Annotated in this window: 16 protein-coding genes; 10 read left to right on the top strand and 6 right to left on the bottom strand. The window is 71.4% G+C overall.

Annotated features, from left to right (window positions below; all coding sequences use genetic code 11):
• Positions 1-58 precede the first annotated feature (58 nt).
• Positions 59-4,012: a type VII secretion protein EccCa gene (gene eccCa / locus ACIPJI_RS35950; protein WP_356622183.1), complete on the top strand. Its 3,954-nt coding sequence runs from the start codon at positions 59-61 to the stop codon at positions 4,010-4,012.
• Between the two features lie 123 nt (positions 4,013-4,135).
• The gene (locus tag ACIPJI_RS35945) at positions 4,136-4,381 is read left to right on the top strand and encodes a DUF397 domain-containing protein (protein ID WP_402251144.1); all 246 of its coding nucleotides are present in this window, start codon (positions 4,136-4,138) and stop codon (positions 4,379-4,381) included.
• Between the two features lie 66 nt (positions 4,382-4,447).
• Here ACIPJI_RS35945 and ACIPJI_RS35940 read toward each other — a convergent pair whose 3' ends face one another.
• From ACIPJI_RS35940 to eccB, 4 genes are all read right to left on the bottom strand, one after another.
• Positions 4,448-4,744, bottom strand: coding sequence for a WXG100 family type VII secretion target (locus ACIPJI_RS35940; RefSeq protein ID WP_356622185.1), 297 nt, complete (start codon positions 4,742-4,744; stop codon positions 4,448-4,450).
• A gap of 57 nt (positions 4,745-4,801) precedes the next feature.
• Complete coding sequence (locus ACIPJI_RS35935; RefSeq protein WP_356622186.1) at positions 4,802-5,140, bottom strand: WXG100 family type VII secretion target; 339 nt, start codon at positions 5,138-5,140, stop codon at positions 4,802-4,804.
• A gap of 139 nt (positions 5,141-5,279) precedes the next feature.
• Entirely contained in the window at positions 5,280-6,524 is a 1,245-nt protein-coding gene (gene mycP / locus ACIPJI_RS35930) for a type VII secretion-associated serine protease mycosin (protein WP_402251142.1), read from the bottom strand.
• A 9-nt stretch (positions 6,525-6,533) separates the two neighbouring features.
• Positions 6,534-8,075, bottom strand: a complete 1,542-nt coding sequence (eccB, locus tag ACIPJI_RS35925; RefSeq protein ID WP_402251140.1) for a type VII secretion protein EccB — start codon at positions 8,073-8,075, stop codon at positions 6,534-6,536.
• 220 nt (positions 8,076-8,295) lie between these two features.
• Between eccB and eccE the strand changes: the two genes are divergently transcribed.
• The 8 genes from eccE to ACIPJI_RS35885 all read left to right on the top strand — a co-directional run bounded on the left by eccE (position 8,296) and on the right by ACIPJI_RS35885 (position 19,855).
• Entirely contained in the window at positions 8,296-9,591 is a 1,296-nt protein-coding gene (gene eccE / locus ACIPJI_RS35920; RefSeq protein ID WP_402251138.1) for a type VII secretion protein EccE, read from the top strand.
• Positions 9,591-10,310 (top strand): hypothetical protein, encoded by a 720-nt coding sequence (locus tag ACIPJI_RS35915; protein ID WP_356622190.1) that lies wholly within the window; start codon positions 9,591-9,593, stop codon positions 10,308-10,310. The genes eccE and ACIPJI_RS35915 overlap by 1 nt, the downstream gene beginning before the upstream one ends.
• A gap of 283 nt (positions 10,311-10,593) precedes the next feature.
• Positions 10,594-13,794: an SCO5717 family growth-regulating ATPase gene (locus tag ACIPJI_RS35910; protein ID WP_402251136.1), complete on the top strand. Its 3,201-nt coding sequence runs from the start codon at positions 10,594-10,596 to the stop codon at positions 13,792-13,794.
• A 199-nt stretch (positions 13,795-13,993) separates the two neighbouring features.
• A complete protein-coding gene (locus tag ACIPJI_RS35905; RefSeq protein ID WP_402251134.1) occupies positions 13,994-15,877 on the top strand; it encodes an ABC transporter substrate-binding protein in 1,884 nt (627 codons plus the stop codon).
• A 3-nt stretch (positions 15,878-15,880) separates the two neighbouring features.
• On the top strand, positions 15,881-16,930 hold the full coding sequence (locus ACIPJI_RS35900) for an ABC transporter permease (RefSeq protein ID WP_356622193.1): 1,050 nt from the start codon (positions 15,881-15,883) through the stop codon (positions 16,928-16,930).
• A complete protein-coding gene (locus ACIPJI_RS35895) occupies positions 16,927-17,889 on the top strand; it encodes an ABC transporter permease (RefSeq protein ID WP_307708572.1) in 963 nt (320 codons plus the stop codon). The genes ACIPJI_RS35900 and ACIPJI_RS35895 overlap by 4 nt, the downstream gene beginning before the upstream one ends.
• A complete protein-coding gene (locus ACIPJI_RS35890) occupies positions 17,886-18,857 on the top strand; it encodes an ABC transporter ATP-binding protein (RefSeq protein ID WP_402251132.1) in 972 nt (323 codons plus the stop codon). Before ACIPJI_RS35895 ends, ACIPJI_RS35890 begins: the two co-directional genes overlap by 4 nt.
• A 14-nt stretch (positions 18,858-18,871) precedes the next feature.
• A complete protein-coding gene (locus ACIPJI_RS35885) occupies positions 18,872-19,855 on the top strand; it encodes an ABC transporter ATP-binding protein (RefSeq protein ID WP_402251130.1) in 984 nt (327 codons plus the stop codon).
• Between the two features lie 63 nt (positions 19,856-19,918).
• Here ACIPJI_RS35885 and ACIPJI_RS35880 read toward each other — a convergent pair whose 3' ends face one another.
• On the bottom strand, positions 19,919-20,875 hold the full coding sequence (locus ACIPJI_RS35880) for a bifunctional riboflavin kinase/FAD synthetase (RefSeq protein WP_307708569.1): 957 nt from the start codon (positions 20,873-20,875) through the stop codon (positions 19,919-19,921).
• 41 nt (positions 20,876-20,916) lie between these two features.
• Positions 20,917-24,612, bottom strand: a complete 3,696-nt coding sequence (locus tag ACIPJI_RS35875) for a serine protease (protein ID WP_402251128.1) — start codon at positions 24,610-24,612, stop codon at positions 20,917-20,919.
• Between the last annotated feature and the right edge of the window lie 248 nt (positions 24,613-24,860).

Here is a 24,860-nt window from a genome sequence, read left to right as displayed (position 1 = left end):
CGTCGGTGGCGGAACCGGCCCATCCGTCTTCCGTCCGTCTCGAGGGATTGATGCTCCGGTGAGCCAGATCGTCGTGAAACGCCCGCCGAGGTCCCTGCCGCCCGAAGTTCCCACAGGGGAACTGGTTCTGGAGGCGCCTCCAGAGCTGCCGCGAGGCCAGCAGGAGGGCATGCTGATGCAGATCCTGCCGGTTCTCGGCATGGGCTCCTCCGTGGTCTTCTTCTTCTCGCCGCAGGCACCTCCGTTCATGCGCATCATGGGTGTGCTGATGCTGGTCTCGACGGTCGCGATGGTCGTGGCACAGGTCGTCAGGTACCGCCGCGGTACGCAGGGGCAAATGGCCGATGTCCGTCGTGACTACCTCAAATACCTCGCACAGACGCGGCGTACGGTGCGCAAGACAGCGCGTAAGCAGCGCGACGCGCAGCTCTATCTGCACCCCTCCCCCGAGCAGTTGTGGTCGGTGGTGGCCGAAGGGTCCCGCCTGTGGGAACGACGGGTGGGCGACAAGGACTTCGCCCAGGTCCGTGTCGGCCTGGGCGCGCAGCAGCTCGCGACGCCGCTGATCGCTCCGGACACGGCGCCGGTCGACGAGCTGGAGCCGCTGGCGGCCGGTGCGATGCAGCAGTTCCTGGCTGCTCACGGCTCGCTGGACGGCCTGCCGATGGCCGTCTCGATGCGCGCCTTCTATCACGTGACGGTCTCGGGCGAGCCCGAGTCGGCGCAGTCGACGGCCCGTGCGCTCGTCTCCCAACTGGTGACGCTGCACTCGCCCGACGACCTGATGCTGGCTGTGGTGGCGGCGCCCGGCGCGGTCGCCCGCTGGGACTGGACGAAGTGGCTCCCGCACACCCAGGTGCCCGGTCAGGTGGACGGCGCCGGCACCAAGCGTCTGTTCGGCGACGACCTCGGTGAGCTGGAGCAGTTGCTGCACAGCCGGCTCGACGGCCGGCCGCGCTTCAGCCGCGAGAACCAGCCCGTGATGGACCAGCCCCACATAGTCGTCGTGCTCGATGGCGGGATGGTGCCGCCGGACTCCCTGTTCGCGGCGGCGGAGGGCCTGCAGGGCGTCACCATCGTCGAGGTCGTCTCCGGCGATCTGGACGAGCCCCGCGGCGGACTGTCCGTCGTCGTGCGGCCGGGCAGGCTCCGGCTGGAGTCGGGCTCCCGGGTGGCGTACGAGGGGATTCCCGACGGCATCTCGCTGCCGGCGGCCGAGGCGCTCGCCCGTCAGCTCGCTCCGCTGCGCATGGGTGGCGGAGACGACGACGAACCGCTGCTCTCCAACCTCGACTTCACCGATCTGCTGAATCTCGGCGACGCCGCGGGAATCGACGTGGCCCGAACCTGGCGGCCCCGTTCCGTGGCGGAACGGCTGCGTGTGCCCATCGGCGTGGGCGAGGACGGCCAGCCGGTCATGCTGGACCTCAAAGAGGCCGCGCAGGAGGGCATGGGCCCGCACGGCCTGTGCGTCGGTGCCACCGGTTCCGGCAAGTCGGAGCTGCTGCGCACCCTGGTCCTCGGGCTCGCGGTCACCCACTCGTCCGAGACGCTCAACTTCGTCCTCGCGGACTTCAAAGGTGGTGCGACGTTCGCGGGCATGTCGCAGATGCCGCACGTCGCGGCGGTGATCACCAACCTGTCGGACGACCTGACGCTGGTCGACCGCATGGGCGACGCGATCCGCGGTGAACTGCAGCGCCGCCAGGAACTGCTCCACAAGTCGGGCAACTACGCGAACATCCACGACTACGAGAAGGCCCGCGCGGCCGGCGCCGCGCTCGAGCCGCTCGCCTCGCTCGTGCTCGTTCTCGACGAGTTCTCCGAACTCCTTACCGCCAAGCCGGACTTCATCGACATGTTCATCCAGATCGGCCGCATCGGCCGTTCGCTGGGTGTCCATCTGCTGCTCGCGTCGCAGCGCCTGGAGGAGGGCAAGCTGCGCGGTCTGGACACCTACCTGTCGTACCGGATCGGCCTTCGTACCTTCTCTGCGGCCGAGTCCCGCACGGCGATCGGCGTGCCGGACGCGTACCACCTGCCTTCTGTGCCCGGTTCCGGCTACCTGAAGTTCGGTACGGACGAGATGACCCGCTTCAAGGCGGCCTACGTGTCCGGTACGTACCGCACCGGTGGTCCGGACCTCTCGGTGGGCCATCTGTCCGTCGAACGGCGTCCGGCGCTGTTCACCGCGGCTCCCGTGCCGGTCGTGTACGCGGCCCCCGATCCGTCGGCGGGCACCGCACCGAGCAGTTCGGACGACGAGGCCCTCGCCGACACGGTCCTCGACGTGATCGTGCGCCGGCTGGAGGGTCAGGGCGTGCCGGCACACCAGGTGTGGCTGCCGCCGCTGGACCAGGCCCCGACACTCGACCAGTTGCTGCCCGGTCTCGCCCCCACCGCGGATCGCGGACTCACCGCGACCGAGTACACCCGGCCGGGTGGTCTGGTCGTACCGCTCGGTCTGATCGACAAGCCGTTCGAGCAGCGGCGTGAGGTGCTGTACCGCGACTTCTCCGGTGCCGCGGGCCACATGATGGTGGTCGGCGGTCCGCAGTCCGGCAAGTCGACGCTGATGCGCACCCTGATCTCCTCCTTCGCCCTCACCCACACGCCGAGCGAAGTGCAGTTCTACGGACTGGACTTCGGTGGTGGCGGTCTGTCGTCCCTCTCGGACCTGCCGCACGTCGGCGGCATCGCCTCGCGTCTCGACCCCGAGCGGGTGCGGCGTGCCGTGGCCGAGGTCATGGGCGTCCTGAACAGGCGTGAGGAGTTCTTCCGGGCGAACGGCATCGACTCCATCCAGACGTACCGGCGCAAGCGTGCCGCGGGTGAACTGCCCGGCGAGGCCTGGGGGGACGTCTTCCTGGTCATCGACGGCTGGGGCGGATTCAAGAACGACTACGAGATGCTGGAGCCCATCGTCTCGGACATCGCCGCCCGCGGTCTGGGCTACGGCATCCACGTCGTCATCACCGCCGCCCGCTACATGGAGGTGCGCGCGGCGCTCAAGGACCAGATGCTCGGCCGCCTCGAGCTGCGACTGGGCGATGTGATGGACTCCGAATTCGACCGCAAGGTCGCGGCCAACGTCCCGGCCGGGGTGCCCGGCCGCGGCCAGGTGCCGGAGAAGCTGCACTTCATGACGGCGCTGCCGCGGATCGACTCGGTCAGCAGCTCCGGCGACCTCGCCGACGGCGTTTCCGCGTTCGTGCAGGCGGTCAAGGGCAACTGGTCCGGTCCGGCGGCTCCGACGATCCGTCTGCTGCCGCGCAGGCTGCCCGCGGAGCGGTTGCCGAAGGGCTTCGAGTACCCCCAGCACGGCATCGCGATCGGCATCGACGAGACGAACCTGGAACCGGTCTTCGTCGACTTCGAGACCGATCCCTTCCTGATGGTGTTCGGCGAGAGCGAGTCCGGGAAGACGAACCTGCTGCGGCTCGTCGCCAAGCAGATCGCCGAGCGGTACACGCCTGAGCAGGCGCGCATCGTAGTGGGTGACTACCGGCGCACCATGCTGGAGGCGGTCCCGGCGTCCCACCTGCTCGAGTACGCGCCGATGGCGTCGGCCATGGAGATGCACATGGACGCGATCTCCACGGTGATGGAACGGCGTGCGCCGAAGCCGGACATCACACCGCAGCAGCTGCGTGACCGCAGCTGGTGGTCGGGTCCGCAGCTGTTCGTGGTGATCGACGACTACGAACTGGTCGCCACCAACTCGGGCAATCCCCTGGCGTCGCTGGCCGAGCAGCTTCCGTACGCACGTGACGTCGGCGTCCGCTTCATCGTCGCGCGCAACGCCGCCGGCGCGTCCCGCGCCATGTACGAGCCCTTCATGCAGCGGATGAAGGAGCTTGGCGCCCAGGGTGTCGTGCTCTCCGGCAGCCCGGGCGAGGGAGACATCATGGGCAACGTACGGGCCCGTCCGATGCCGCCGGGACGCGGCACCTTCGTGTCACGCAAGAGGGGCAACCCGCTGATCCAGGTCGGCTGGTACCCGGGTCAGTAGTGGCGCGTCGGCCGGTTCCCGGTCGCCTTGCACACCGCCCGGCCGTTCGTCAAGGACGGCCGGGCGCACGCAGTAGTGTGACCATCTGCAACTGCTGGGTGACATGCATGGAGGGACGCGCCGATGGCTGACGCAGTCGACAAGGAACGTCAGAAGGAAGAGCTGTACGCCCTCGACATCTCCGGTGTGGAGTGGGTCGGCGCTCCCGGCACGAGTCCCAACGAGGAACGGGTCGAGATCGCGCACCTGCCGGGCGGCGCCGTCGCGATGCGGTCGTCGCTGGACCACGACACGGTGCTGCGCTACACGGAGGCCGAATGGCGGGCCTTCGTGCTGGGCGCGCGGGACGGCGAGTTCGACCTCAAGTAACGGGGGCATGACGAAGGGGGCTGCCCGCCGACGCGGGCAGCCCCCTTTCGTACGGGCGACGGGTGGTCAGCCCATCATCATGCGGAACCGGGCAGCGTTGCCCTTGTCGGTGTCCTGGTAACCGACGACGGCGTCTCCCAGCAGGCGGGCGATCGTCTGCAGGTCCTGGTTCATGCCGTCCATGTCGGTGGCGAGCTGCTTCTGGATGGCCACATAGGCCTCCTTGGCCTCACCCTGCCACGCACCGGCGACACGATTGACGTGGCCCAGCAGGATACGGAGTTCGTCCGCCAGGTCCGAGGCGGTCTTCACCGTGTCGCGCGCGGCCTGGGTCACTGTGTCGTAATTGACGGCAGTGGTCATTGATCTCTCCTGGTAGTGAAGTTGGACGAACGGTCGATACGGACGGGACTGTCCGGCTCAGACTTCGAGGATGGCGCTGGTGTTGCCCTTGGCGTTCTCCATGCCGGCGAAGGACGACATGCGCTTGCGCTCTTCCTCGTCGAAGCCGTCGGCGCTCATCTTCACAATGTTCTGGAGGTTCTCGAGGCTCTGCTGGAGGTTGCTCAGACGACGGTTCACCTGGGTCTGAACCTGGTCGTACTGCTGGCTCGCCGCACCCTGCCAGCCCGCCTGAATGCGGTCGACAACGCCGTTCAGGGAGGTGATCCGGCTGTTCAGCTCGATCGAGAAGTTCTGGATCTTGCCGCTGAGTTCGGTGATATCACCGGTGGTTACGTCGAGGTTCTTGTCCGACATCGTGCCCCTTCTTCCTGCGACAGTGACTGTAGACGGAAGCCGTTCGGATGCCGCCCCCGTGCCGGACCATTGGTCCGACTGTCACTCTATCCACTTGGTACGACGGTTCCAACTGCAAAGCGGTTTACGGTTACTTGCTTCAGCGTGCCCGTTTCCGCGCGGTGTCCCTGATGACCGTCGCTGTCCCTGCGATCACCGCCACCAGTACGACGCTGATTCCCAGCGCGTAGGTTGCATAGCGTTCGTTGCGTTCCTGGACGGTCTCCGTCGTGGCCAGATGGGCCGGTTCCGGCGCGGGCGGTTTGGCAGGTCCGGGGTCCGGACGTGGGGCGGCCTGGGGCTTGTCGTCGCCGCTCAGGGCGCGTACGGGGTCGATCACTCCCCAGCCGACGAAGTTGTCGTGGCCGTTGATGCTGCGGGTCGCGGTCTGCTCGATCTCGGCGATGATCTCGGCCGGTGACCAACTCGGGTGCTTGGCCTTCAGCAGGGCCGCCACCCCGGCGACGTACGGGGCCGAGAAGCTGGTGCCGTTGTCGATGCACTGGCCGTTGCCCGGGACGGTGGAGACGATGTCCACGCCCGGCGCGGCGACGCCGACGAATTCACCGGCCTGGGAGAAGACCGCCCGCTCGTTGTTCCGGTCGGAGGAGGCCACCGCCAGGACACCCGGAAAAGCGGCGGGATAGGTGTTCTTGACCTTGCCGTCCATGCCGTCGTTGCCGGCCGACGCGACGACCACGACGCCCGCGGTGATCGCCCGCTGCACCGCCTTGCCGAGCGCCGAGTCGGGTCCGAGCGGCTTGACGGTGTCCTGGGAGATGTTGATGACGTCGGCGCCCTTGGCGATGGCGTGGTCGATCGCCGTGGCCATCGTGCGGTCGTTGCCGCTGTTGTTCTCGTCGTTCTGGCGGATCGGGATGATGGTCGACTCGGGCGCGATGCCGACGAACCCGGTTCCCTTGCGGGGGCGCGCGGCGATGATGCCCGCCACCTTGGTGCCGTGGCCCACCAGGTCGACCGTGCCGTCCGTCTTGCCGCGCTTCTCGTCGCTGTTCTTCTTGTCGGGCTTGAGGAGGTCCTTGCCCGCGGAGGCGTCGACGGCCGGCTTCAGCTGCACGTTGTCGTTGTCTACCCCGGTGTCGATGACCGCGACCCGGATGCCCTTGCCCTTGGTGTCCTGCCACAACTCGTCGAGCAGGACGCGCTGAAGGGGCCACGGGGTGCCCGCGATCTGCTCCTTCATGGGGAAGGTGCACTCGCCGCTGCCGTCGAGGACGGGTCCTCCCGGCCCTTCTGCGGCCACGGCGGCAGGGGTCGCGGCCGTCAGGGCGGTGAGCAGCGCGGCGGCGGCCGTGGCCGCAGCCCGCTTGAGCGGATACAGCATCGGCGCTCCTTACGAACCCTGCGGCTGGCGTGCGCTGTTGGTGTCCAGCCGCGGGCCCTTGGACAGGAACTCGGACCAGGTGATCGGGACCAGCGACGGGACGATCTTGCCGTATCCGAGCCGGATCTGCGCCTGGCTGGGCTCGGGGCGGCCGTCCTGCTGCTGCCCCTCGCCGCCGGCCCCGATGTCGGAGCGGTCCGAGTCGCTGTCGCCGTTGGCCTGCACCGCGTAGCGCAGCCCGGTGTCGGTCACGAGGAAGAGAGAACCGTCGGGCTTGGTCTGGTTGCCCTGGACCTGTGTGTAGAGCAGTCCCGAGCCGGGGGTGACGTAGGTGCTGGTGCCGCCGGCGGTGATCTCCGCCGGGTAGGCCGAGCCCGCCCAGGTGGACAGGGTCGTGCGACCCTTGTCGTCGACCTTCCGGAGCACGCTGCAGACGGTGTCGCGCCCGCCGGTCGCGGAGTTGACGTGCTCGGCCCTCGGTTCCGGCCAGCGGTTCTGCGCGCCGAAGACGTCGGACTCCGGGGTGAAGGAGGCCGCGTCGACCACCGCGGCCCGCCCGCCCATGTCGAGCTTGTCGGTCTGGGGAGAGTTGATCAGGAGCCACGCGGTGAAGTCCGAGACCGGCTGGACCTTGCCCGCGAGGACGACGTAGTGCCGTGGTCCGGCACCCGTCTGGGCCTGGAGAACCATGCCCACCTTGTCCTGCTCGGCGGTCAGTCCGCCACCGACGCCGGCGGGTGCGCCCACCTGGCCCTGGATCACGGGGAAGTCGATCGGGCTGCCGTCGTGGAGCGTCGCCAGCCACTCCTCCGTGACGGGCTGCGGCGCGGTCCGGTCGCCGACCAGGGCGCGGGTGAGGAGGTCGGCGTCGTTCTCCGTTCCACGGACCAGGTACTTGGTGCCCGCCGCGTCGACCAGGTAGCGCCCGCTCTTCCCCTCGACGTACAGGACCTGTCCACCGGTCAGCCGGTTCTTCCCCTCGGTCCTCTTGAGGTCGCGGTCGGCGAAGATGAACGTCGCCTTCTGCGCGGACGCGCCCTTGCCCGCGCCCGGCTGTTCGCACACCGCCCAACGCTTGGCCTGGCCCGCTTCCTTCTCGCTGGGCAGGCGGTCGGGCGCGTACGGGATGCCGAGGATCGGGCCACGGGCCGGCTTGCCCGAGTCCAGGATGTCGTCGGCGACCTGAATGACCTTGAACTGGTCCGGGGTGAGCAGCAGTCGGGCGGAGGCGAGGTTCAGCACCGGGTGCAGCAGGACCTTCTTGTTCTTGCCCTTGCCGGTCTCGAGGACCACGTAACGCGTGGTGGAGTCCTTGCCGACGATCACCTTGGTACCCGGCGCCGCCCAGTCCTTGGGGGCCTTGGGCTTGAACATGCCGAACGCGCCGAAGCCGGCCAGGATCAGCACTCCCACGATCAGGCCGGGGACGATCGCGCGCAGCGGCCGCGGCGCCCCCTCCTCCGTGCCCGACGGGGAGGGTTGGAGGAATGCCGCCACCGTGCGCTTCTTCGCAAAGGTGTATGCGTTGAGCTCATCCCGCCGTGATGCCATGAGTCCCCATTGGTAAAGAAGGCACTGTCTCCCCGCGAGGCCTTTGTGGTGAGCGCGGCCCCGGGCCCTGCCGTTCGGACCGGCCCCCTACTATGCCTGTTGATCGGTGGTGCTCGTGGGGCGGGTAGGGTGATCCAGCCGCCGGAAGCCTTGCTGGGCGGGGCTGGACAGGGGTGATCGGGATGAATTGGGGCCTAATGAACCGGGGGGTGCCGGAGTAATGGCGTCCGCAACGCGCGCGCGGCCCGCGGCCCGCAGACAGTCCTCCGCACGACCGCCCGCCAATTCCTCCGGCCCGAGCACACCCCGACTGCGGGCACGGCCCGGCCACTTCGGAACATTCCGACTGCAACAACTCGTCCTGGTCGAGATCGCCGCCGCCCTTCTGCTGGTCGCGTGGGTCGCCGACCCGCTGCTCCTGGTACCCGCCGGTGTCCTGGCGGCCGTTCTGGTGCTGCTGGCCGTGGTGCGCAGGCATCGCCGGTCGCTGCCCGAGTGGCTTTCCACCGCGTTCGCCCTGCGCGCGCGGACCCGCCGGGCGAAGTCGCTGACCATCGAGCCCGGGACCGAGCCGGGACTGGCGCCTGTCGTCGAATGCGACCCGGCGCTGCGGACGTACACGTACAGCGACCGGGACCGGCGACCCGTGGGGATGATCGGTGACGGCACGTTCCTGACCGCCGTCCTCCAGGTCGAGGCGGACGCGACAGCGCTGCGCCCGGATCGCATGGCACGTCCGCTCCCCATGGCCCTGATCAAGGACGTCATGGAGGTGGACGGGATCCGGCTCGAGTCGGTCCAGATCGTCCAGCACACCCAGCCCGCCCCGGCTCCGCACCTGCCACAGCAGTCCGTCGCGGCACGCAACTACGCGCCGCTGCAGGCCCAGACCGGTTCACCGGCCCTGCGCATCACCTGGATCGCGCTGAAGCTCGACCCGGAGCTGTGCCCGGAAGCGGTGGCGGCGCGTGGTGGCGGCATCGAAGGCGCGCAGAAGTGCGTGGTGCGGACGGCGGACCAGCTGGCCAGCCGCCTGACCGGCGCCGGCTTCCGGGCGACCGTGCTCACGGAGCAGGAACTGACCTCCGCCCTCGCCACTTCGTCGTGTGCCAGCCCCATGGCCATCGCCCAGGCGGGCAGGGCGGAGGTGCCTGCGCGGCGCACGCAGGAGACCTCCCGCACCTGGCGCGTCGACGACCGCAGGCACACGACGTACTGGGTGGGCCGGTGGCCCCAACTCGGCGGCGGCGGGGCCCAGATGCCCCAGCTGGTCGCCCTGCTCACGTCGATCCCCGCGCTGGCGACGACATTCAGCCTGACGCTCGGCCACGGCGACCGGCAGGGTGTGACGGTCACCGGACACGTCCGGATCACGGGACGCAGCGACGAGGAACTGGTCACCGCACGCCATGAATTGGAGCGGGCGGCCCGCGGGGTCAAGACGGGTCTGGTGAGACTCGACCGTGAGCAACTGCCCGGAATGCTCGCCACGCTGCCGCTCGGGGGAGCCCGCTGATGTCTGCACCTGCCGCAAAGCCGCGTATCGGTTTCGGTCTCGTCGGGCCCCGCAGGGACCGGCACGCGATGACCCTGGACCAACTGGCCGCCCTCACCCTGCCGGTCGGTGACGACGGCATGGTCATCGGTGTCGACGCCGAAGGCAAGCCCGCCGTACTGGGCATCAACCGCCCCACCCCTTACGACGTGACACTGATCGGTGGCCTGTGGACGGCTCAGGTCCTCGCGCTGCGCGCCGCCGCGACCGGGGCCCGGGTCACGGTCGAGACGGGCCGCGCGCCGGCGTGGACCGCGCTCGCTCAGGCCGCGGGCGGCGGGCAGCAGTGCATCTCGCTGCACGACGTGGGGCGGGTGCCGCCGCAGGGCGCTTCCGCCGGGAGTCCCGTGGTCGTCGTACGGGACTGCGGAATGCGGCCGCCGCGCGGGCGGGTCGTCTCCGCGCCCTGGCAGTCGGTGCTGACGCTCCTGCCGTATCTGAGCCCGGTCGCGCCCCGGTTGATGGAGAAGTCGGGACTCGTCGGCGTCCAGCGCGTCTCCCCGGACGAAGCACGGCAGATCGGACGCATCATGCATCTGCCTCAGGCCGAGACCGAGGCGCTCTCCACGCTCGCCGACGGAGTCACCCTCTGGTGCACGCCACGGGACCGGCAGTTCGTCATGACCCAGGCCACCGATGCCGAGACCGGATTGTTGGGCAGCGCCCGGCGGATGGACTGAGCGGGCGGTTCCGTTCAGGGTTGTCCCGGTTTGGCCTGCCGGATTTCTCACGCTCTGGTGCAGCAGGGTCACCTGTGGGCAGGGCGTGACGCACGGGACAGTGGCCGACGGCCTGACGGGCCTGCCGGAGTGGCGTTGTTGGCGATTAGGGTGGGTCGGGGCGCGGCACGAGAACCTACGGGTGTGCCGACAGCGTCCCAGGGGGAGAGCCGGGCCGATCCGAAGAAGGCGGTGGCCCCCACCCACGACGGCACAAGGGTGCTCGACCACACCAGGAGGCAAAGTGAACGGCGATCGGGACGACATCCACGGGGGCTGGAACATTCCCGTCGACGAGTCCGACGCGGAGCCCGCCGAGCTGACGGGTGAGTTCACCATCGACTACACCCCGCCTGCCTGGTACACACAGAACGCGTCGGGTGACACGTCGGGCGGAGGCTCCGGGGCACAGACGCCCCCGCCGCCCCCGCCGCAGGGCGCGCCGGTCGCGGTGCCGGGACTGCCCACGGGCAGCGGGTTCGAACCGAACTGGTCGCAGACGCCGCCCGCGCCCGCCCAGCAGCAGGAATCCGCGCCGCAGGAGCCCGCTCCCGTCGCACCTCCGGCTGTTCCCGTGCCCGCTCCCGCTCCCCTGCCCGAGGCCGAGCAGGTGCCTGCCCGGGCCGACGAGCCCGCGCAGGGGTCCGCGACGCCGCAGGCACCGGAGTTGTCGTGGCAGTCCTTCGGCGACGGGGACCTGGAGAGCGGCGCCACCATGCGCTTCTCCCCCGCCGCGCTGAAGCGCGAGATGGCCGAGCGGGCCGCCGCGGAGGCCGGCGGGACGGACGCCGACGGCCCGCAGCCGGAGGCAGAGAGGGAACCGGCCGCGGAGCCCGAGACCCGGGCGGAGACGGAGACCGGACCGGAAGCCGGGGCCGAGGACGCCGTGGCCGCGCCGGTGGTCGCCGACGCCGCCGTGGCGGACGCCGCCGACGAGCCCCGACTTGCCGACGGCCCGGACAGCGACGCCTCCGAAGAGCCCGTGGCCGACGACGCGTCGCCCGCCGACGCCCCGGCCACCGACGCCCCGGCCACCGACCTCAGCAGCCATGAAGGCAGCGCGGACGAGGAAGGTGACGACGCGGACGGCGACGAAGCCGCGGCCGACGACGAGCCCGCCGACGCCACGCCCGCTCCGGTCGCCCCCCAGGACGCCGCACCTGCCCCGGCCGAACCGCAGGACGCCCCCTCAGGGGCCGCACCCTGGGCACCCGCTCCCGCGACGCCGCCGCAGAGCGGTGGACTGCCGCCCCTCCCGCCCGAGTTCCAGCCCGCGGCACCGGCGGCGGCGCCGCAGTGGACCGTGCCCGCACCGGCAACGGACCCGACCGCCCAGGCGCCCGCCCAGGCCCCGGGCTACGGCTTCCCGCAACCGGCACAGCAGCAGCCGCAGCAGGGACAGCCCGGCGGACCCGTTTCCCCCGCGCCGCAGGGCGGTTACGGCTTCCCCCAACAGGGCGCACCGGGACAGCCCCCCGCCGCGCCCCAGGGCGGCGGCTACGGCTTCCCCCGACAGACCGGTCCCGCCGCACCGGCGCAGCCCGCGTCGGCCCCCGCACCGCAGGGCGGTTACGGCTTCCCGCAGCAGGGCGCACCGGGACAGCCCCCCGCCGCGCCTCAGGGTGGGTACGGCTTCCCGCAGCAGGGCGGGCCGGGACACCCCGGCACGCCGGTGCCCGATGCCGCAGCGCCCCAGGGCGGTTACGGCTTCCCCCAGCCGGGTCAGCAGCCCGGTCAGCCGGCGCAGCAGCAGCCGGGCCACCCGGGACAGCCGCAGCCCGGACAGCCGCCGGCGCAGCCGGGTGCCCCCGTACCGCCGCAGAACCAGGGTCAGCCTCACCCGCAGGGCCACCAGCCGCCTCAGGGCCAGGCGCCTCACGGCCAGCCGCCGCAGGCGCCCCAGTCCGGCGGTGCCTATGCGTACCCCCAGCCGCCCGGTCCGGCCGTCGACCCGCGTACGGGTGGCGCCTGGCCCACGCCGGTCACGCACGACCAGCGCGAGCGTTCCGTACCGGGTGCTCCGCTCGGATACACGGCGGCCGTCGAGCTCTCCTCCGACCGGCTCCTGCGCAACAACAAGCAGAAGCCCAAGTCGAGCCGTAACCCCTCCAGCGCCACGCGCTTCAAGCTCGGCGGCAAGAAGGAGGAGGCCGAGCGGCAGCGCAAGCTCGACCTGATCCGCACGCCGGTGCTGTCCTGCTACCGGATCGCCGTGATCTCCCTCAAGGGCGGTGTCGGCAAGACCACGACCACCACCGCGCTCGGCTCGACCCTCGCCACGGAGCGGCAGGACAAGATCCTCGCGATCGACGCCAACCCGGACGCCGGTACGCTCGGCCGCCGGGTGCGCCGGGAGACCGGGGCGACGATCCGGGACCTGGTCCAGGCGATCCCGTACCTCAACTCGTACATGGACATCCGCCGGTTCACCTCTCAGGCGCCCTCCGGTCTGGAGATCATCGCCAACGACGTGGACCCGGCCGTCTCGACGACGTTCAACGACGAGGACTACCGGCGCGCGATCGACGTGCTGGGCAAGCAGTACCCGATCATCCTCACCGACTCGGGCACCGGCCTGCTCTACAGCGCGATGCGCGGTGTGCTGGACCTGGCCGATCAGCTGATCATCATCTCGACGCCGTCCGTCGACGGTGCGAGCAGCGCGTCGACGACGCTCGACTGGCTGTCCGCCCACGGGTACGCCGAGCTGGTGCAGCGTTCCATCACGGTCATCTCCGGGGTCCGCGAGACCGGCAAGATGATCAAAGTGGACGACATCGTGCAGCACTTCCAGACCCGCTGCCGCGGCGTGGTCGTGGTGCCGTTCGACGAGCACCTTGCGGCGGGCGCCGAGGTCGACCTCGACATGATGCGGCCCAAGACCCGTGAGGCGTACTTCAACTTGTCCGCGCTGATCGCCGAGGACTTCGTGCGCGCCCAGCAACAGCAGGGACTGTGGACGGCGGACGGCAACCCGCCGCCCCAGGCCGCCCCGCCGATGCCGGGCCACGGTCAGGGACAGTGGCAGGGTCACCCCCAGGGCCAGCCCCAGCAGCCCCACCCGCAGCACCCGCAGCACCCGCAGGGCCACCAGCCCGCTCCCGGCGGACCGGTGCCCGGCCAGCCGTACCCGCCGCAGCCCCAGCAGCCTCAGCACCCGCAGCAGCAGCCCCAGCCGCCGTACGGCGCGCCGCAGCAGGGGCAGCACCCGCCGCAGGGCTGGCAGCAGCAGCCGCATCCCGGGCAGCCTCAGCCGCACCAGCAGCAGCCGCACCCGCTGCAACCGCATCCGCAGCAGGCCGCGGCGCCGGCGAACCCTGCCGGTCCGACGCCTCCCCCGACCGGCGGAACCGATCCGCAAGGACACGTTCCGCCCGGCCAGTTCCCGCCCGCGGGATGGCCGCAGCAGCAGCCTCCGCAGGCACCGCCAGCCCCTCAGCAGTAACGCGACAGAGGTCTTGACCAATGAGGGCCCGCACCGACTCCCCGGTGCGGGCCCTCGTCGCATTCCCGCAGCCCACACGGGGTTTGAGCGGCCGTTGACGCGGCATGACCACCCTGATAAACCTTCGCTTCACCAGCTGGCGAACCAGAGATCACCAACCCGCCCTCTCCGTGCGAGTAATGACGCGAGGTCACTGTCCATGGTCACAACGGCTTCATCCAAGAGAACCCGGCGACGCCCCCGCTTCCGATTGGTCCTGGCCACTGGCGCCGCGGCCACGGCACTGATGACGGCGGGGGCCCTTGCCCCTCAGGCCCAGGCCCAGCCGCAGGACCGTTCACTCGCGCAGTCGCAGGCGCGGGCGGCGGCCGCCGACGACGGCAAGCAGGTCCTCACCGTCGCGGTGTCGCAGAGCATCGACTCGCTGAGCCCGTTCCTGGCGCAGCGCCTGGTGAGCACCTCCATCCACCGCCTGGCCTACGACTACCTGACGAACTACGACGTCAAGGACGGCCGCACCGTCCCGGGACTCGCCACCGCGTGGGAGCCGTCCGCCGACAAGCTGACGTGGACGTACACCATCCGCGACGACTCCAAGTGGTCGGACGGCAAGCAGGCCACCGCGGAGGACGCGGCCTGGACGTTCAACAAGATGATGACGGACGAGAACGCCGCCACCGCCAACGGCAGCTTCACCGCCAACTTCAAGAAGGTCACGGCTCCCGACCCGAAGACGCTGGTCATCGAGCTGAAGAAGCCTCAGGCGACAATGACGGCGCTCGATGTGCCGATCGTCCCGAAGCATGTGTGGGAGAAGGTCGACGACTTCTCCAAGTTCAACAACGACAAGCAGTTCCCGATCGTCGGCAACGGCCCGTTCGTCATCACGGACTTCAAGGTCGACCAGTACCTGAAGCTGAAGCCGAACAAGGACTTCTGGCGCGGCGCGCCCAAGTTCGACGAGCTGGTCTTCAAGTACTACAAGGACGGTGACGCGGCCGTCGCGGCCCTGCAGAAGGGCGAGGTGTCGTTCGTCCAAGGCCTGACCCCGGCCCAGGCCGACGCGCTGAAGAGCGCCGAGAACATCAAGGTCAACGACGCTCCCGGCCGTCGCTTCTTCGCGCTCGCCACCAACCCGGGTGCCCAGTCCAAGGACGGCAAGAAGTTCGGCAACGGTCACAAGGCGCTGCTCGACCCGGCCGTGCGCAAGGCGCTGTTCCACGCCACCGACCGCACCACCATCGTCGACAAGGTCTTCCAGGGCCACGCCGTCGAGGGCGAGGGCTACCTCCCGCCCCGCTTCGAGTCGTACTTCTGGAAGCCGGAGGCCGGCCAGAAGATCGCGTACGACCCGGCCAAGGCGGCCCAGCTCCTGGACCAGGCCGGATACAAGAAGAACGCCGACGGCAAGCGCCTGGACAAGGACGGCAAGCCGCTCGACTTCCGGATCCTCTGCCACGCCACGGACCCGAACGACAAGGCGATCGGCAAGTACCTCCAGGAGTGGTGGGGCGAGCTCGGCATCGGGCTGAAGGTCGAGTGCCTCGACAACGTCTCCGACCCGTGGCTGAAGGGCGACTACGACCTGGCCTTCGACGGCTGGTCCGTCAACCCCGACCCGGACTTCGTCCTGTCGATCCACACCTGCGCGGCACTGCCCGCCACACCCAAGGACACCGGCGCGACGGACAACTTCATCTGCGACAAGCAGTTCGACGACCTCTACGCCAAGCAGGCCGTCGAGTACGACGCGGCCAAGCGTGCCGACCTGGTCAAGCAGATGCAGTCACGGCTGTACGACACGGGCTACATGAACATCCTCGCCTACCCGAACGCTGTCGAGGCGTACCGTACGGACCAGATCAAGTCCATCACGACGATGCCGGAAGCGGCCGGCAACATCTACGGCCAGGACGGCTACTGGAGCTGGTGGTCGGCGGAGCCGGCCGCGGCCGACAGTGGTTCGGACAGCGGCTCCTCCGCGGGTGTGGTGATCGGCATCGGCGCGGTCGTCGTCCTCGCCGCCGCTCTCGGGCTGTTCGTCGCGATGCGTCGCCGTTCCACCGCGGAAGACCGTGAATAGTCGATGAGCACCACAAGCACCACCGGCACGACCGCTGTGGCGCGGGCCCCCGAGGCCCGCGCCGCGCGCGGCAACGTACGCGCCTATCTGCTCTATGTGGCGGGCAAGCTCGGTGGAGCGGCGGTCTCGCTGCTCGCCGTGCTGGTCACCAGCTTCTTCCTGTTCCGGATCATTCCCGGCGACCCGGTGAAGGCCATGACCCATGGCATGCCGACGTCGGCCGAGCAGATGGCCACGCTGAGACGGCAGTTCGGTCTCGACAAGCCGATGTGGCAGCAGTTCACGGACTACTGCGCGGGCGCGCTGAGCGGCGATCTCGGGATGTCGTACCAGTTCCGTGCGCCCGTCGGCGATCTGATTCTCCAGAAGGTGCCGGCGACGCTGCTGCTCACGGGTGTGGCGGTCGTCATCTACTCGGCGATCGGGCTGTGGCTGGGCACCCGCTCCGCCTGGCGGCACGGCAGCCTCGGCGACAAGCTCAACACGGGCGTGGCGCTCACCCTGTGGTCGGTGCCGGGGTTCTGGCTCGGGCTGCTGCTGATCATCACCTTCTCGGTGGGGATCGGCCCGATCCCGGGGATGTTCCCGACCGGAGGCATGGAGTCGGGCAACGAGAGCGGCTTGGCGTACGTGGCCGACGTGGCCCATCACATGGTGCTGCCGGTCCTCACCCTGGTCGCCGTCGGATACGCGCAGACGCTTCTGGTGATGCGGTCCTCGCTGCTCGACGAGATGGGCAGCGACTACCTGACGACGGCACGGGCCAAGGGCCTGCGTGACGATGTCGTGCGGCGCAGGCATGCCGTACCGAACGCGCTGCTGCCGACCGTCACCATGGTGTTCATCAACCTGGGCCATGTGGCCGCCGGTTCGATCCTGGTCGAGACGGTGTTCTCCTGGCCCGGGCTCGGCGGGCTGTTCTACCAGGCGCTCAGCGTGCCCGACCTGCCGCTCGTCCAAGGGCTGTTCGTCGTCTTCGCCGGCGCGATGATCGTGATGAACCTCCTCGCCGACCTTCTGTATCCGCTGCTCGATCCCCGGGTGGGCCGATGACGACGACACCGACGCCGCCGACGAAGACCACTCCCGCCGCTCCGGCCGGCCCGGTCGGCAAGAGCGCCCCGACCGCGAGGTCCCTGACGTGGGCGCGCCGCCGGCACTCCGTGGCCCGTTTCTGGAGCTCGTACCGCACCCACCGGGCGGGGCTCTTCGGCCTCGCCGCGCTGGCGCTCATCGCACTGACCGCGCTGGCCGCGCCGCTGCTCGTGGGTGGTGACGTCCAGAGCGTCACCAACGCGCCGGGCACGGCGATGGAGAAGCCGAGCGGCGAATTCCCGCTCGGCACCGACCAGTTCGGCCGCTCGCTGCTGGGACTTCTGGTGTGGGGGGCGCGGATCTCGCTGACCGTGGGTCTGCTGGCCGCCGCGCTGTCGGTCGCCATCGGCACACTCGTCGGCATCATCGCCGGTCACTACGGCGGCTGGTTCTCCACCGTGCTGATGCGGATCACGGACTGGTTCCTGGTCATGCCGGCACTGGTGCTGGCGATCGTGCTCGCGACCGTGATGTCCCGCAACGTGTGGACGGTCATCATCGCCATCGGTATCACCAGCTGGCCCACCACGGCGCGGCTCGTCCGGGCGCAGACCATCGCCGTGGAGTCCCGTCCCTACATCGAACGCGCCAAGGCGCTCGGCGGTGGCCACGGGCACATCATGAACCGGCACGTCCTGCCCAACGTGATGCCGCTGGTCCTGGCCCAGACGACACTGGGCATCTCCAGCGCCATCCTCACCGAGGCGACGCTCGCGTTCCTCGGGCTCGGTGACCCGACCGTCGTCTCCTGGGGCGGAATGCTCCAGGACGCGCGTGAGGCGGGCGCCGTCTCCTCGGGCCACTGGTGGTATCTCGCCCCGCCCGGAATCGCCATCGCACTCGTGGCGCTCGCCTTCACCCTGTGCGGGCGCGCGATCGAGTCCGTGCTCAACCCGAAGCTGGGAGTGGCGCGTTGAGTGTGCTCGAGGTCAGGAACCTCCATGTGACCTACGGCTCGGGGAAGCGCGCCGTGCCCGCCGTACGCGGTGTCGACCTCTCCCTCGCCGCCGGGCAGAAGCTCGGTGTCGCGGGCGAGTCGGGATGCGGCAAGTCGACGCTGGCCCTCGCCCTGCTGCGGCTGCTGCCGGCCTCCGCCCGGCTGACCGGCGAGATCATGCTCGACGGCGAGGACGTCCTCACGATGAAGTGGGGCCGGCTGCGGGCCGTGCGGTGGGCGGGCGCGTCGATCGTCTTCCAGGGCGCGATGCACTCCCTGAACGCAGTGCACCGCGTCGGCGACCAGATCGCCGAGCCGATCATGCTGCACCGGAGGTCCACGCCGGCCGAGGCGAACCGCCGCGTCGGTGAGCTGCTCCAGCACGTCGGGCTGCCTGCCGCCCGGGCGGACGCGTACCCGCACGAGCTGTCCGGCGGGCAGCGCCAGCGCGTGATGATCGCGATGGCTCTGGCGTGCGATCCGCAGCTGATCATCGCCGACGAGCCGACGACCGCGCTCGACGTGATGATCCAGGCGCAGATCCTGCGGCTGATCGAGCAGCTGGTCGCCGAGAAGGACATCAGCCTGCTGATGATCAGCCACGACCTGGGCGTCCTCGCCGACACCTGCGACCGGCTCGCCGTGATGTACGCGGGCCGGGTCGTGGAGGAGGGCCCGGCCCGCGCCGTGTACGGCACGGCGGAGCATCCGTACGGGCGGGCCCTGTCCGCCGCCTTCCCGCGCATCGGCGACCCGGCCTCCCGCCGGGCCCCACGCGGGCTGCCGGGCGACCCGCCCGACCCGTCGTCGCTTCCCGGCGGCTGTACGTTCCATCCGCGCTGCCCCGTCGCGCTCGATTCGTGCGCCGAGCAGGACCAGGAGCTGGTCACGGCGGGTGAGGGACACCGGGCGGCGTGCGTGCTGGTGGGGACGGAGAAGCAGCAGTGACACAGGAGCACGTCATGACCACCACCTCTCCCCTGCTCTCCGCCACCGGACTGCACGTCGCCTTCCCCGGCCGTCGCGGCGGGCCCTTTGCCCGGGCCGTCGACGGCGTCGACCTCGACATCGGCGCGGGCGAGATCGTCGCCCTGGTCGGCGAGTCCGGCTGCGGCAAGACCACGCTCGCGCGTTCCCTCCTCGGCCTGGTGCCGCCCACCTCCGGGCGCGTCACCTTCGGCGGGGAACCGCTCGGGTACACCTCGCGCGCCCTGAAGGCGTACCGCAAGCGGGTGCAGCTGGTGCTCCAGGACCCGAGCGGATCGCTCAACCCCCGGCACACCGTGTACGACGCCGTGGCGGAGGGCCTGCGGATCCACGGCTACGCGGGCGACGAGCGCGCGGCGGTCGCCCAGGCGCTGTCCCGGGCCGGACTGCGCCCGCCCGAGCGCTTCTTCCTCCGCTATCCGCACGAACTGTCGGGCGGCCAGCGGCAGCGCGTCGTCATCGCGGGCGCCTTGGTGCTGGAGCCGGAACTCATCGTGGCCGACGAACCGGTGGCCTCCCTCGACGCCTCCGTACGCGGCGAGATCCTGGCGCTCCTGCTGCGCCTGCGGGACGAACTGGGGCTCTCCGCGCTGGTCGTGACCCACGACCTCGGGCTCGCGTGGAACATCGCGGACCGGGTGGCGGTGATGTATCTCGGGCGGATCGTCGAGTCGGGACCCGTGGAGGACGTGCTGACGTCACCTCAGCATCCCTACACACAGGCGCTGTTGTCGGTGCTGCCGGAGTCGGAGTCCGCGCCGGTGGTGCTCACCGGCGAACCGCCGGACCCGTCCCGCATCCCGGAGGGCTGCCGCTTCCACGCCCGCTGCCAGGTCCTGGCGTCGGGCGAGGCGGCCCGTGCCGGCGTGGCCGACCTGTGCCGCTCGCGGGAGCTGCCGGTCCTGGCGAACGCGCCGGGACCGCAGGTGGCGTGTCACTGGGCAACGGCGGCCGGCTGAGCCTTTTCCGGTGGGCGGCCGGGGGCGTCTCGCCCCCGGCCGGCCCCGAGTCCGCCCGGCGGGTCAGTGACCGGCGTCGTACGACGCTGTGAGCTCGCGGCACTTCTTCACGTCGTCCGCCATCGCCACGAGCAGCGAGTCGATGGTGTCGAACTTCTCCTGGCCGCGTACGTACGCCAGGAAGTCCACCGTCACGTGCAGCCCGTACAGCTCGAGACCCACCCGGTCGATCGCGTACGCCTCAACGGTCCGCTCCGTGCCGTCGAACTGGGGGTTCGTGCCCACCGAGATCGCCGCCGGCATCCGCTCGCCGGCCGCCGTCAGCCAGCCCGCGTACACGCCGTCGGCGGGGACCGCGGTGTGCGGCAGGGTCTCGACGTTGGCCGTTGGGAAGCCCAGCTCGCGCCCGCGCTGGGCACCGCGCACGACGACGCCCTCGACACGGTGCGGGCGGCCGAGGATCTCGGAGGCACCCTCGACGTCGCCCTCGGCGATCAGCCGGCGGGTGAGGGTCGAGGAGAACGGCTCACCGCCGCCCGCCTCGCCCCGCACATACAGGTCGACGACCTCGACCTCGTAGTCGTACGTCCGGCCCATCTCCGCGAGGAAGGAGACATTGCCGGCCGCCCGGTGACCGAAGCGGAAGTTGGGGCCCTCGATGACCGCCCGCGCGTGCAGCTTGTCGACCAGCACCTTCACGATGAAGTCGGCCGGTGAGAGCTTGGAGAACTCGGCGGTGAACGGCAGGACGAGCACCGCGTCCACGCCGAGCTCGGCCATCAGGTCCGCACGGCGGTGGTGCGGCGCGAGCAGCGGCGGGTGGCTGCCCGGCCGGACGACCTCGCTGGGGTGCGGGTCGAAGGTCACCACGACGGACGGCACGCCGAGCTCGCGCGCCCGCTGCACCGCACGTCCGATGATCAGCTGGTGCCCGCGGTGCACGCCGTCGTAGGAGCCGATGGTGACGACGCTGCGTCCCCAGTCCTGGGGGATGTCCTCCAAGCCACGCCAGCGCTGCACTGTGACCGCTCCTCGCCCGAACCTGTGTACGTGATTGCCGATTACGCAGGTCTAAGACTGCCATGCCCGGCGGCCCGGGTCGGCATCGGCACCGGCCTCCCCCGCATCCCGAGGGCCCGGCAGGACTCCACCGCGGCCCATTGCTGCGGATCCGCGACCGGCCAACGTGCCATGAGCACGGCGAAAGCGGCCACCTCCCGTGCCAGCTCGGTGAGCCTCCGGTCGAAGCACGCCGCGCCCTTGGGGGTGCGCACGAGCAGCAGGCCCGTCCGGTGGACCAGCGATCGGGTCCGCTCCTCCTCGCGCGTCCCGCAGCCGTGCGCGGCGGCGCACAGCAGGTCGTCGAGGACGGTGAGGTCGCGGGCCTCGTACTGCTCGTACCGCAGCAGGACCTCGAGCAGCTCGGCGCGCAGCGGGCGGGAGGCGGGAGCCCCGCCCGCTGCGAGCACGGGCGCGAGGGCGCCGCGCACCCGGGCCGGTCGGCCGCGCACCAGGTGGGTGACGAGCGGGAACAGCACGTCACGGCCGTCCGGTCCCTGCTCGAGGCGGCGGTGGAGGTACGCGGCGGCGTGCACCGCGCCGTCCGGGCGGTGGTCGACGTACTCGCACACGAGGGCGGCCGCGCGGCGGGCCACGGCGGGGGTGGTGGCGGCGTCGGCGAGCGCGGCGAGCGTCTCTCCCGCTCGGGCGGAGGTGTCCGGCCTCAGCAGCCTGCTCCTGAACGCGGCGAGCACCGGGCCGGGATGGGTGGTCAGCGCGTCGGTGACGGCGTCGGCGGGCAGGCAGGGGTCGCCCGCGGCGAACAGGTCGAGGGCCCGCGGCAGGTGCCGGGGCCGGCTCACCGGGTCCCGGACCAGCAGGGTGAGTGCGGGCCCGTGCGCACCCCGGGTGCCGGCGAGCAACGCGCGGGCGGCCCGTCGCAGCAGTTCCCGGTCGGTGTCGCTCATGGCCCCGGCCGCGATGAGCGGCCCGTAGGCGGCGGCAGCCGCCCGTCGCCCCGGCCGCGGGTCGCGGGCCCAGCGGTCCACGGCCCGGCACATGACGGAGGGTTCGTCCTCCGCGAGCGCACGCAGAAGTTCGGCGGCGCGGGGGTGGGAGGTGTCCGCGAGGGCTTCGGCGAGGTCGTCGGCGGCGAGGTCCCGGCGGGCGTAGAGCAGTGCTTGTGCGGCCGCGCCGACCGTGGGGCGCACCGTGGCGCCGGGCCCTGTGGCGAGGGGTGTGTCGTCGTCGAACCACCGGCACAACAGCGGCTGCACGGCCGCGGGGTCGGCCGCCAGCCGCGCGTCGGCGAGCCCCAGGAAATGGGGTGTGGCGGTGCAGCTCGGCGGGGAAGGGTCGCCGGGTACGAGCCGCCGCAGGAGGTCGAACCTCGCCGGGTCCCCGAGCCTCAGACCGGCCCAGAAAGCGGGCCCGAAGTCGTCTCCCGGCCGTTCCGCCAGCCGTTGCAGGACGGCGAGACACGGCTCGGCGTCCGGCACCCGGCCGAGCACCTCGTGCAGCAGCCTGGAGGCCCACCAGCGAGCGTTCGGGTCCCGCCGGCCGTGGACGTCGTCCTGGACCACCTCGGCCAGTTCGGCGAGCCGGTGGGCCAGTCGGTGTGCTCCGAGCTCCCGGCCGAGATGCAGCAGGGCCTGGGCGACGGGGCCGATGCGATGGCGGGGCACGGGCGGCGGGCCGTCCTCCCCCGGCCCGTGGTGCTCGCGGCGGTGGACGAGCGAGTGGAGCGCGGCGTCGACGTCGAGATGCGCGCCCTGGATCCAGTCGGCGAGCTCCTCATGGGCGAAGCGGTAGCCGCTGCCCGCCGGGACGAGGAGGGTCTCGGTGAGGGCGGCGGACGCCCAGCCGCCCGCCCAGGGGAACAGCTCCTCGAACGAGGCACGGTCGAGTTGGCCGTGACCGGTCCCGAGGCAGCGCCGGGCGGCCTCGTGCACCCGCCCGGCGACCCGGGTGGCGACCCGGCGGAGGGCGGCGCCCCGGGGCGGCGACCCGGCCGCGGCGGCGATGCGTACCGCGATCCGCAGACAGAGAAGGTCGAGGTAGGCGCCGAAGACGTCGTCCCGCCCCGGTGTGCCCGGCACGGCGCCGGGCAGAGCACGGTGCACCTCCGTGAGGAGCCGGAGCACGAGGGGATGCCGCTCGTCCACGGCTGCCACGCTGCCGGGCCCCAGCCCGTATCTCTGCCGTGCCGTCCGGGCCTGCTCGGGGGTCAGGTCGCCAAGACGCACGGCGGGCGGCGGCTGCGGGTCCCGGACACCGGAGGCGGGGCAGCTCTGTCCTGCGGCGGGCGGCGGCGACACCGCGGCCGGGGAGCGGGGCACCGGCACCGTGCGTTCCGGCTCGTCCCCGATCAGCGCCGCGGGTGCTGCGTGTGTTGCCTGTGGTGCGTGTGCTGCCTGGGTGCCACGGCCCCGGACCATGTGGGTTGTCTGCATTTCCCACACCGCATGCACTGCCTGCGCTGCCGAAGCCCCGTGCGGTCGCGCCTGCCCAAGCACCGGCGCGGCCGGGATGCCTTCGGCCAGGCGCGCCCCGGCCGGTCCTCGCGCCGCCCCGCCGACCGGGCGGTGCAGCAGCTGCGGCGGGTAGAGCGCCCCGGCCTGCTCCCAGTGCTCCGGACGGCATGCCACGACCAGCCGGGCGCCGTAGGCGGCCAGCCACGCCGCGGTGGCCGCCGTCCAGCCCGGCAGGGCCGTTGCCGTCGCGGGCGGCATCTCCTCGGGGCCGTCGAGGACGACGAGCATCGGCCGGCCCGCCTCCGCGGCCAGACGCATCACCCGGTCCGGGCTCGCCCCGCGCTCGCGGCCGTCCGCCTGCTCCGGTACGGCGACGATGCGGGCCGCCCCGCGCAGGATGCGGGCCACGGCGTCGGCGAGCGAGGTGTCACCGGCCCGGACGTCGGCGCCGCGCAGCCACAGCGTGGGGGCGGGCCGCGGCCCCTGGGCGCGGCGAGCGGCGAGCGCGCGCAGCTCCGTCGTACGGCCCGTGCCGGGCGCGCCGACCAGGCCGAGGACACGAGCCGCGCCGCGGTGCGCGGTGAACGCCGCGAACTCCTCCGCCACCTCGGGCCGCGGGACGGGTTCCGGCCATGTGTCCGGACCGGCGGCCCGGGCGAGCGAGGTCGCGGTCAGTTCCAGTACCGCGGCAAGGTTCAGGTCCGGTCCGTACGCGGGCGCGGTGGCGGCGTTCCTGCGCAGGAGCTCGGCGTGCGGCTCGGAGCGGGGTGTACGCACGGAGTGCGCGAGCACGGCCGCGGTGGCGGTGCCCGGCGGCGGTGGGGCGGCGAGCACGCCGAGGACCGCCCCGGTCGCCGCGTCGAGCACCGGCCCGCCCGTGGCCCCGCCCATGAGGCGCAGGGCGTCGCTGCCGTCCGTGCCGATGGCGAGCTCCAGGACGCCGTGACGGGCCGCGAGCACGCGCGCCTCACGCCAGCCGCCCGCCGCGAGACGCACATACGTGCCCGGTTCCACGCGTTCGCGCGTCCCGATCGGCAGGGGAACGACGCGAAGACCGCTCGTGTGCACGAGGGCGAGGCCGCTGTCGGGCAGCGGGGTGACGGAGTCGGCCTCGATCGCGGGTCCGCCGCCGTCCAGCGGCAGCACGACGGGCCGGGCCAGGCCCTGGACCACGTCATGGCCGGTCACGACCGTGCCGAGGTCGTCGGCGACGAAGCCGGTGCCGTGCGGCCGACCGGCCGGATCGCAGATCCGTACCAAAGTTGCCAGGTCAGCGCGTCCCATACGGACGACGGTAGGCAGACGATGATCAAGAAGAGAAGCGCAGATCTCGAACGCGCCCCCCCAGTGCACCCCGGTTCACTCCGAGCGCCTGCTCGAAGGGGTGAATCGAGGGGCCTGGGTGGATAGACCCTATGCGGGGGAATCGAGGGGGGATCGTGGGGCGGACGGCGTAGACGCGGAAGGAGGAGACGGTCACCGGGCGGGCCGGGATGTCGAACTCCTCGCCGCCGCGCACCCGTGCGTACGAC

The organism is Streptomyces sp. NPDC086835 (assembly GCF_044745705.1).
In the GTDB taxonomy this organism is placed as follows: Bacteria; Actinomycetota; Actinomycetes; order Streptomycetales; family Streptomycetaceae; genus Streptomyces.
This window is presented reverse-complemented; position numbering and strand designations above follow the sequence as displayed.

Bases quoted from the DNA above. Each gene is read 5' to 3' on its own strand.
- mycP (WP_402251142.1), bottom strand. From the start codon at position 6,524: ATGCTGTATCCGCTCAAGCGGGCTGCGGCCACGGCCGCCGCCGCGCTG.
- ACIPJI_RS35885 (WP_402251130.1), top strand. From the start codon at position 18,872: ATGACCACCACCTCTCCCCTGCTCTCCGCCACCGGACTGCACGTCGCC.
- ACIPJI_RS35905 (WP_402251134.1), top strand. From the start codon at position 13,994: ATGGTCACAACGGCTTCATCCAAGAGAACCCGGCGACGCCCCCGCTTC.
- ACIPJI_RS35875 (WP_402251128.1), bottom strand. From the start codon at position 24,612: ATGGGACGCGCTGACCTGGCAACTTTGGTACGGATCTGCGATCCGGCC.
- eccE (WP_402251138.1), top strand. From the start codon at position 8,296: ATGGCGTCCGCAACGCGCGCGCGGCCCGCGGCCCGCAGACAGTCCTCC.
- ACIPJI_RS35940 (WP_356622185.1), bottom strand. From the start codon at position 4,744: ATGACCACTGCCGTCAATTACGACACAGTGACCCAGGCCGCGCGCGAC.
- ACIPJI_RS35945 (WP_402251144.1), top strand. From the start codon at position 4,136: ATGGCTGACGCAGTCGACAAGGAACGTCAGAAGGAAGAGCTGTACGCC.
- ACIPJI_RS35900 (WP_356622193.1), top strand. From the start codon at position 15,881: ATGAGCACCACAAGCACCACCGGCACGACCGCTGTGGCGCGGGCCCCC.
- ACIPJI_RS35895 (WP_307708572.1), top strand. From the start codon at position 16,927: ATGACGACGACACCGACGCCGCCGACGAAGACCACTCCCGCCGCTCCG.
- ACIPJI_RS35915 (WP_356622190.1), top strand. From the start codon at position 9,591: ATGTCTGCACCTGCCGCAAAGCCGCGTATCGGTTTCGGTCTCGTCGGG.
- eccB (WP_402251140.1), bottom strand. From the start codon at position 8,075: ATGGCATCACGGCGGGATGAGCTCAACGCATACACCTTTGCGAAGAAG.
- ACIPJI_RS35935 (WP_356622186.1), bottom strand. From the start codon at position 5,140: ATGTCGGACAAGAACCTCGACGTAACCACCGGTGATATCACCGAACTC.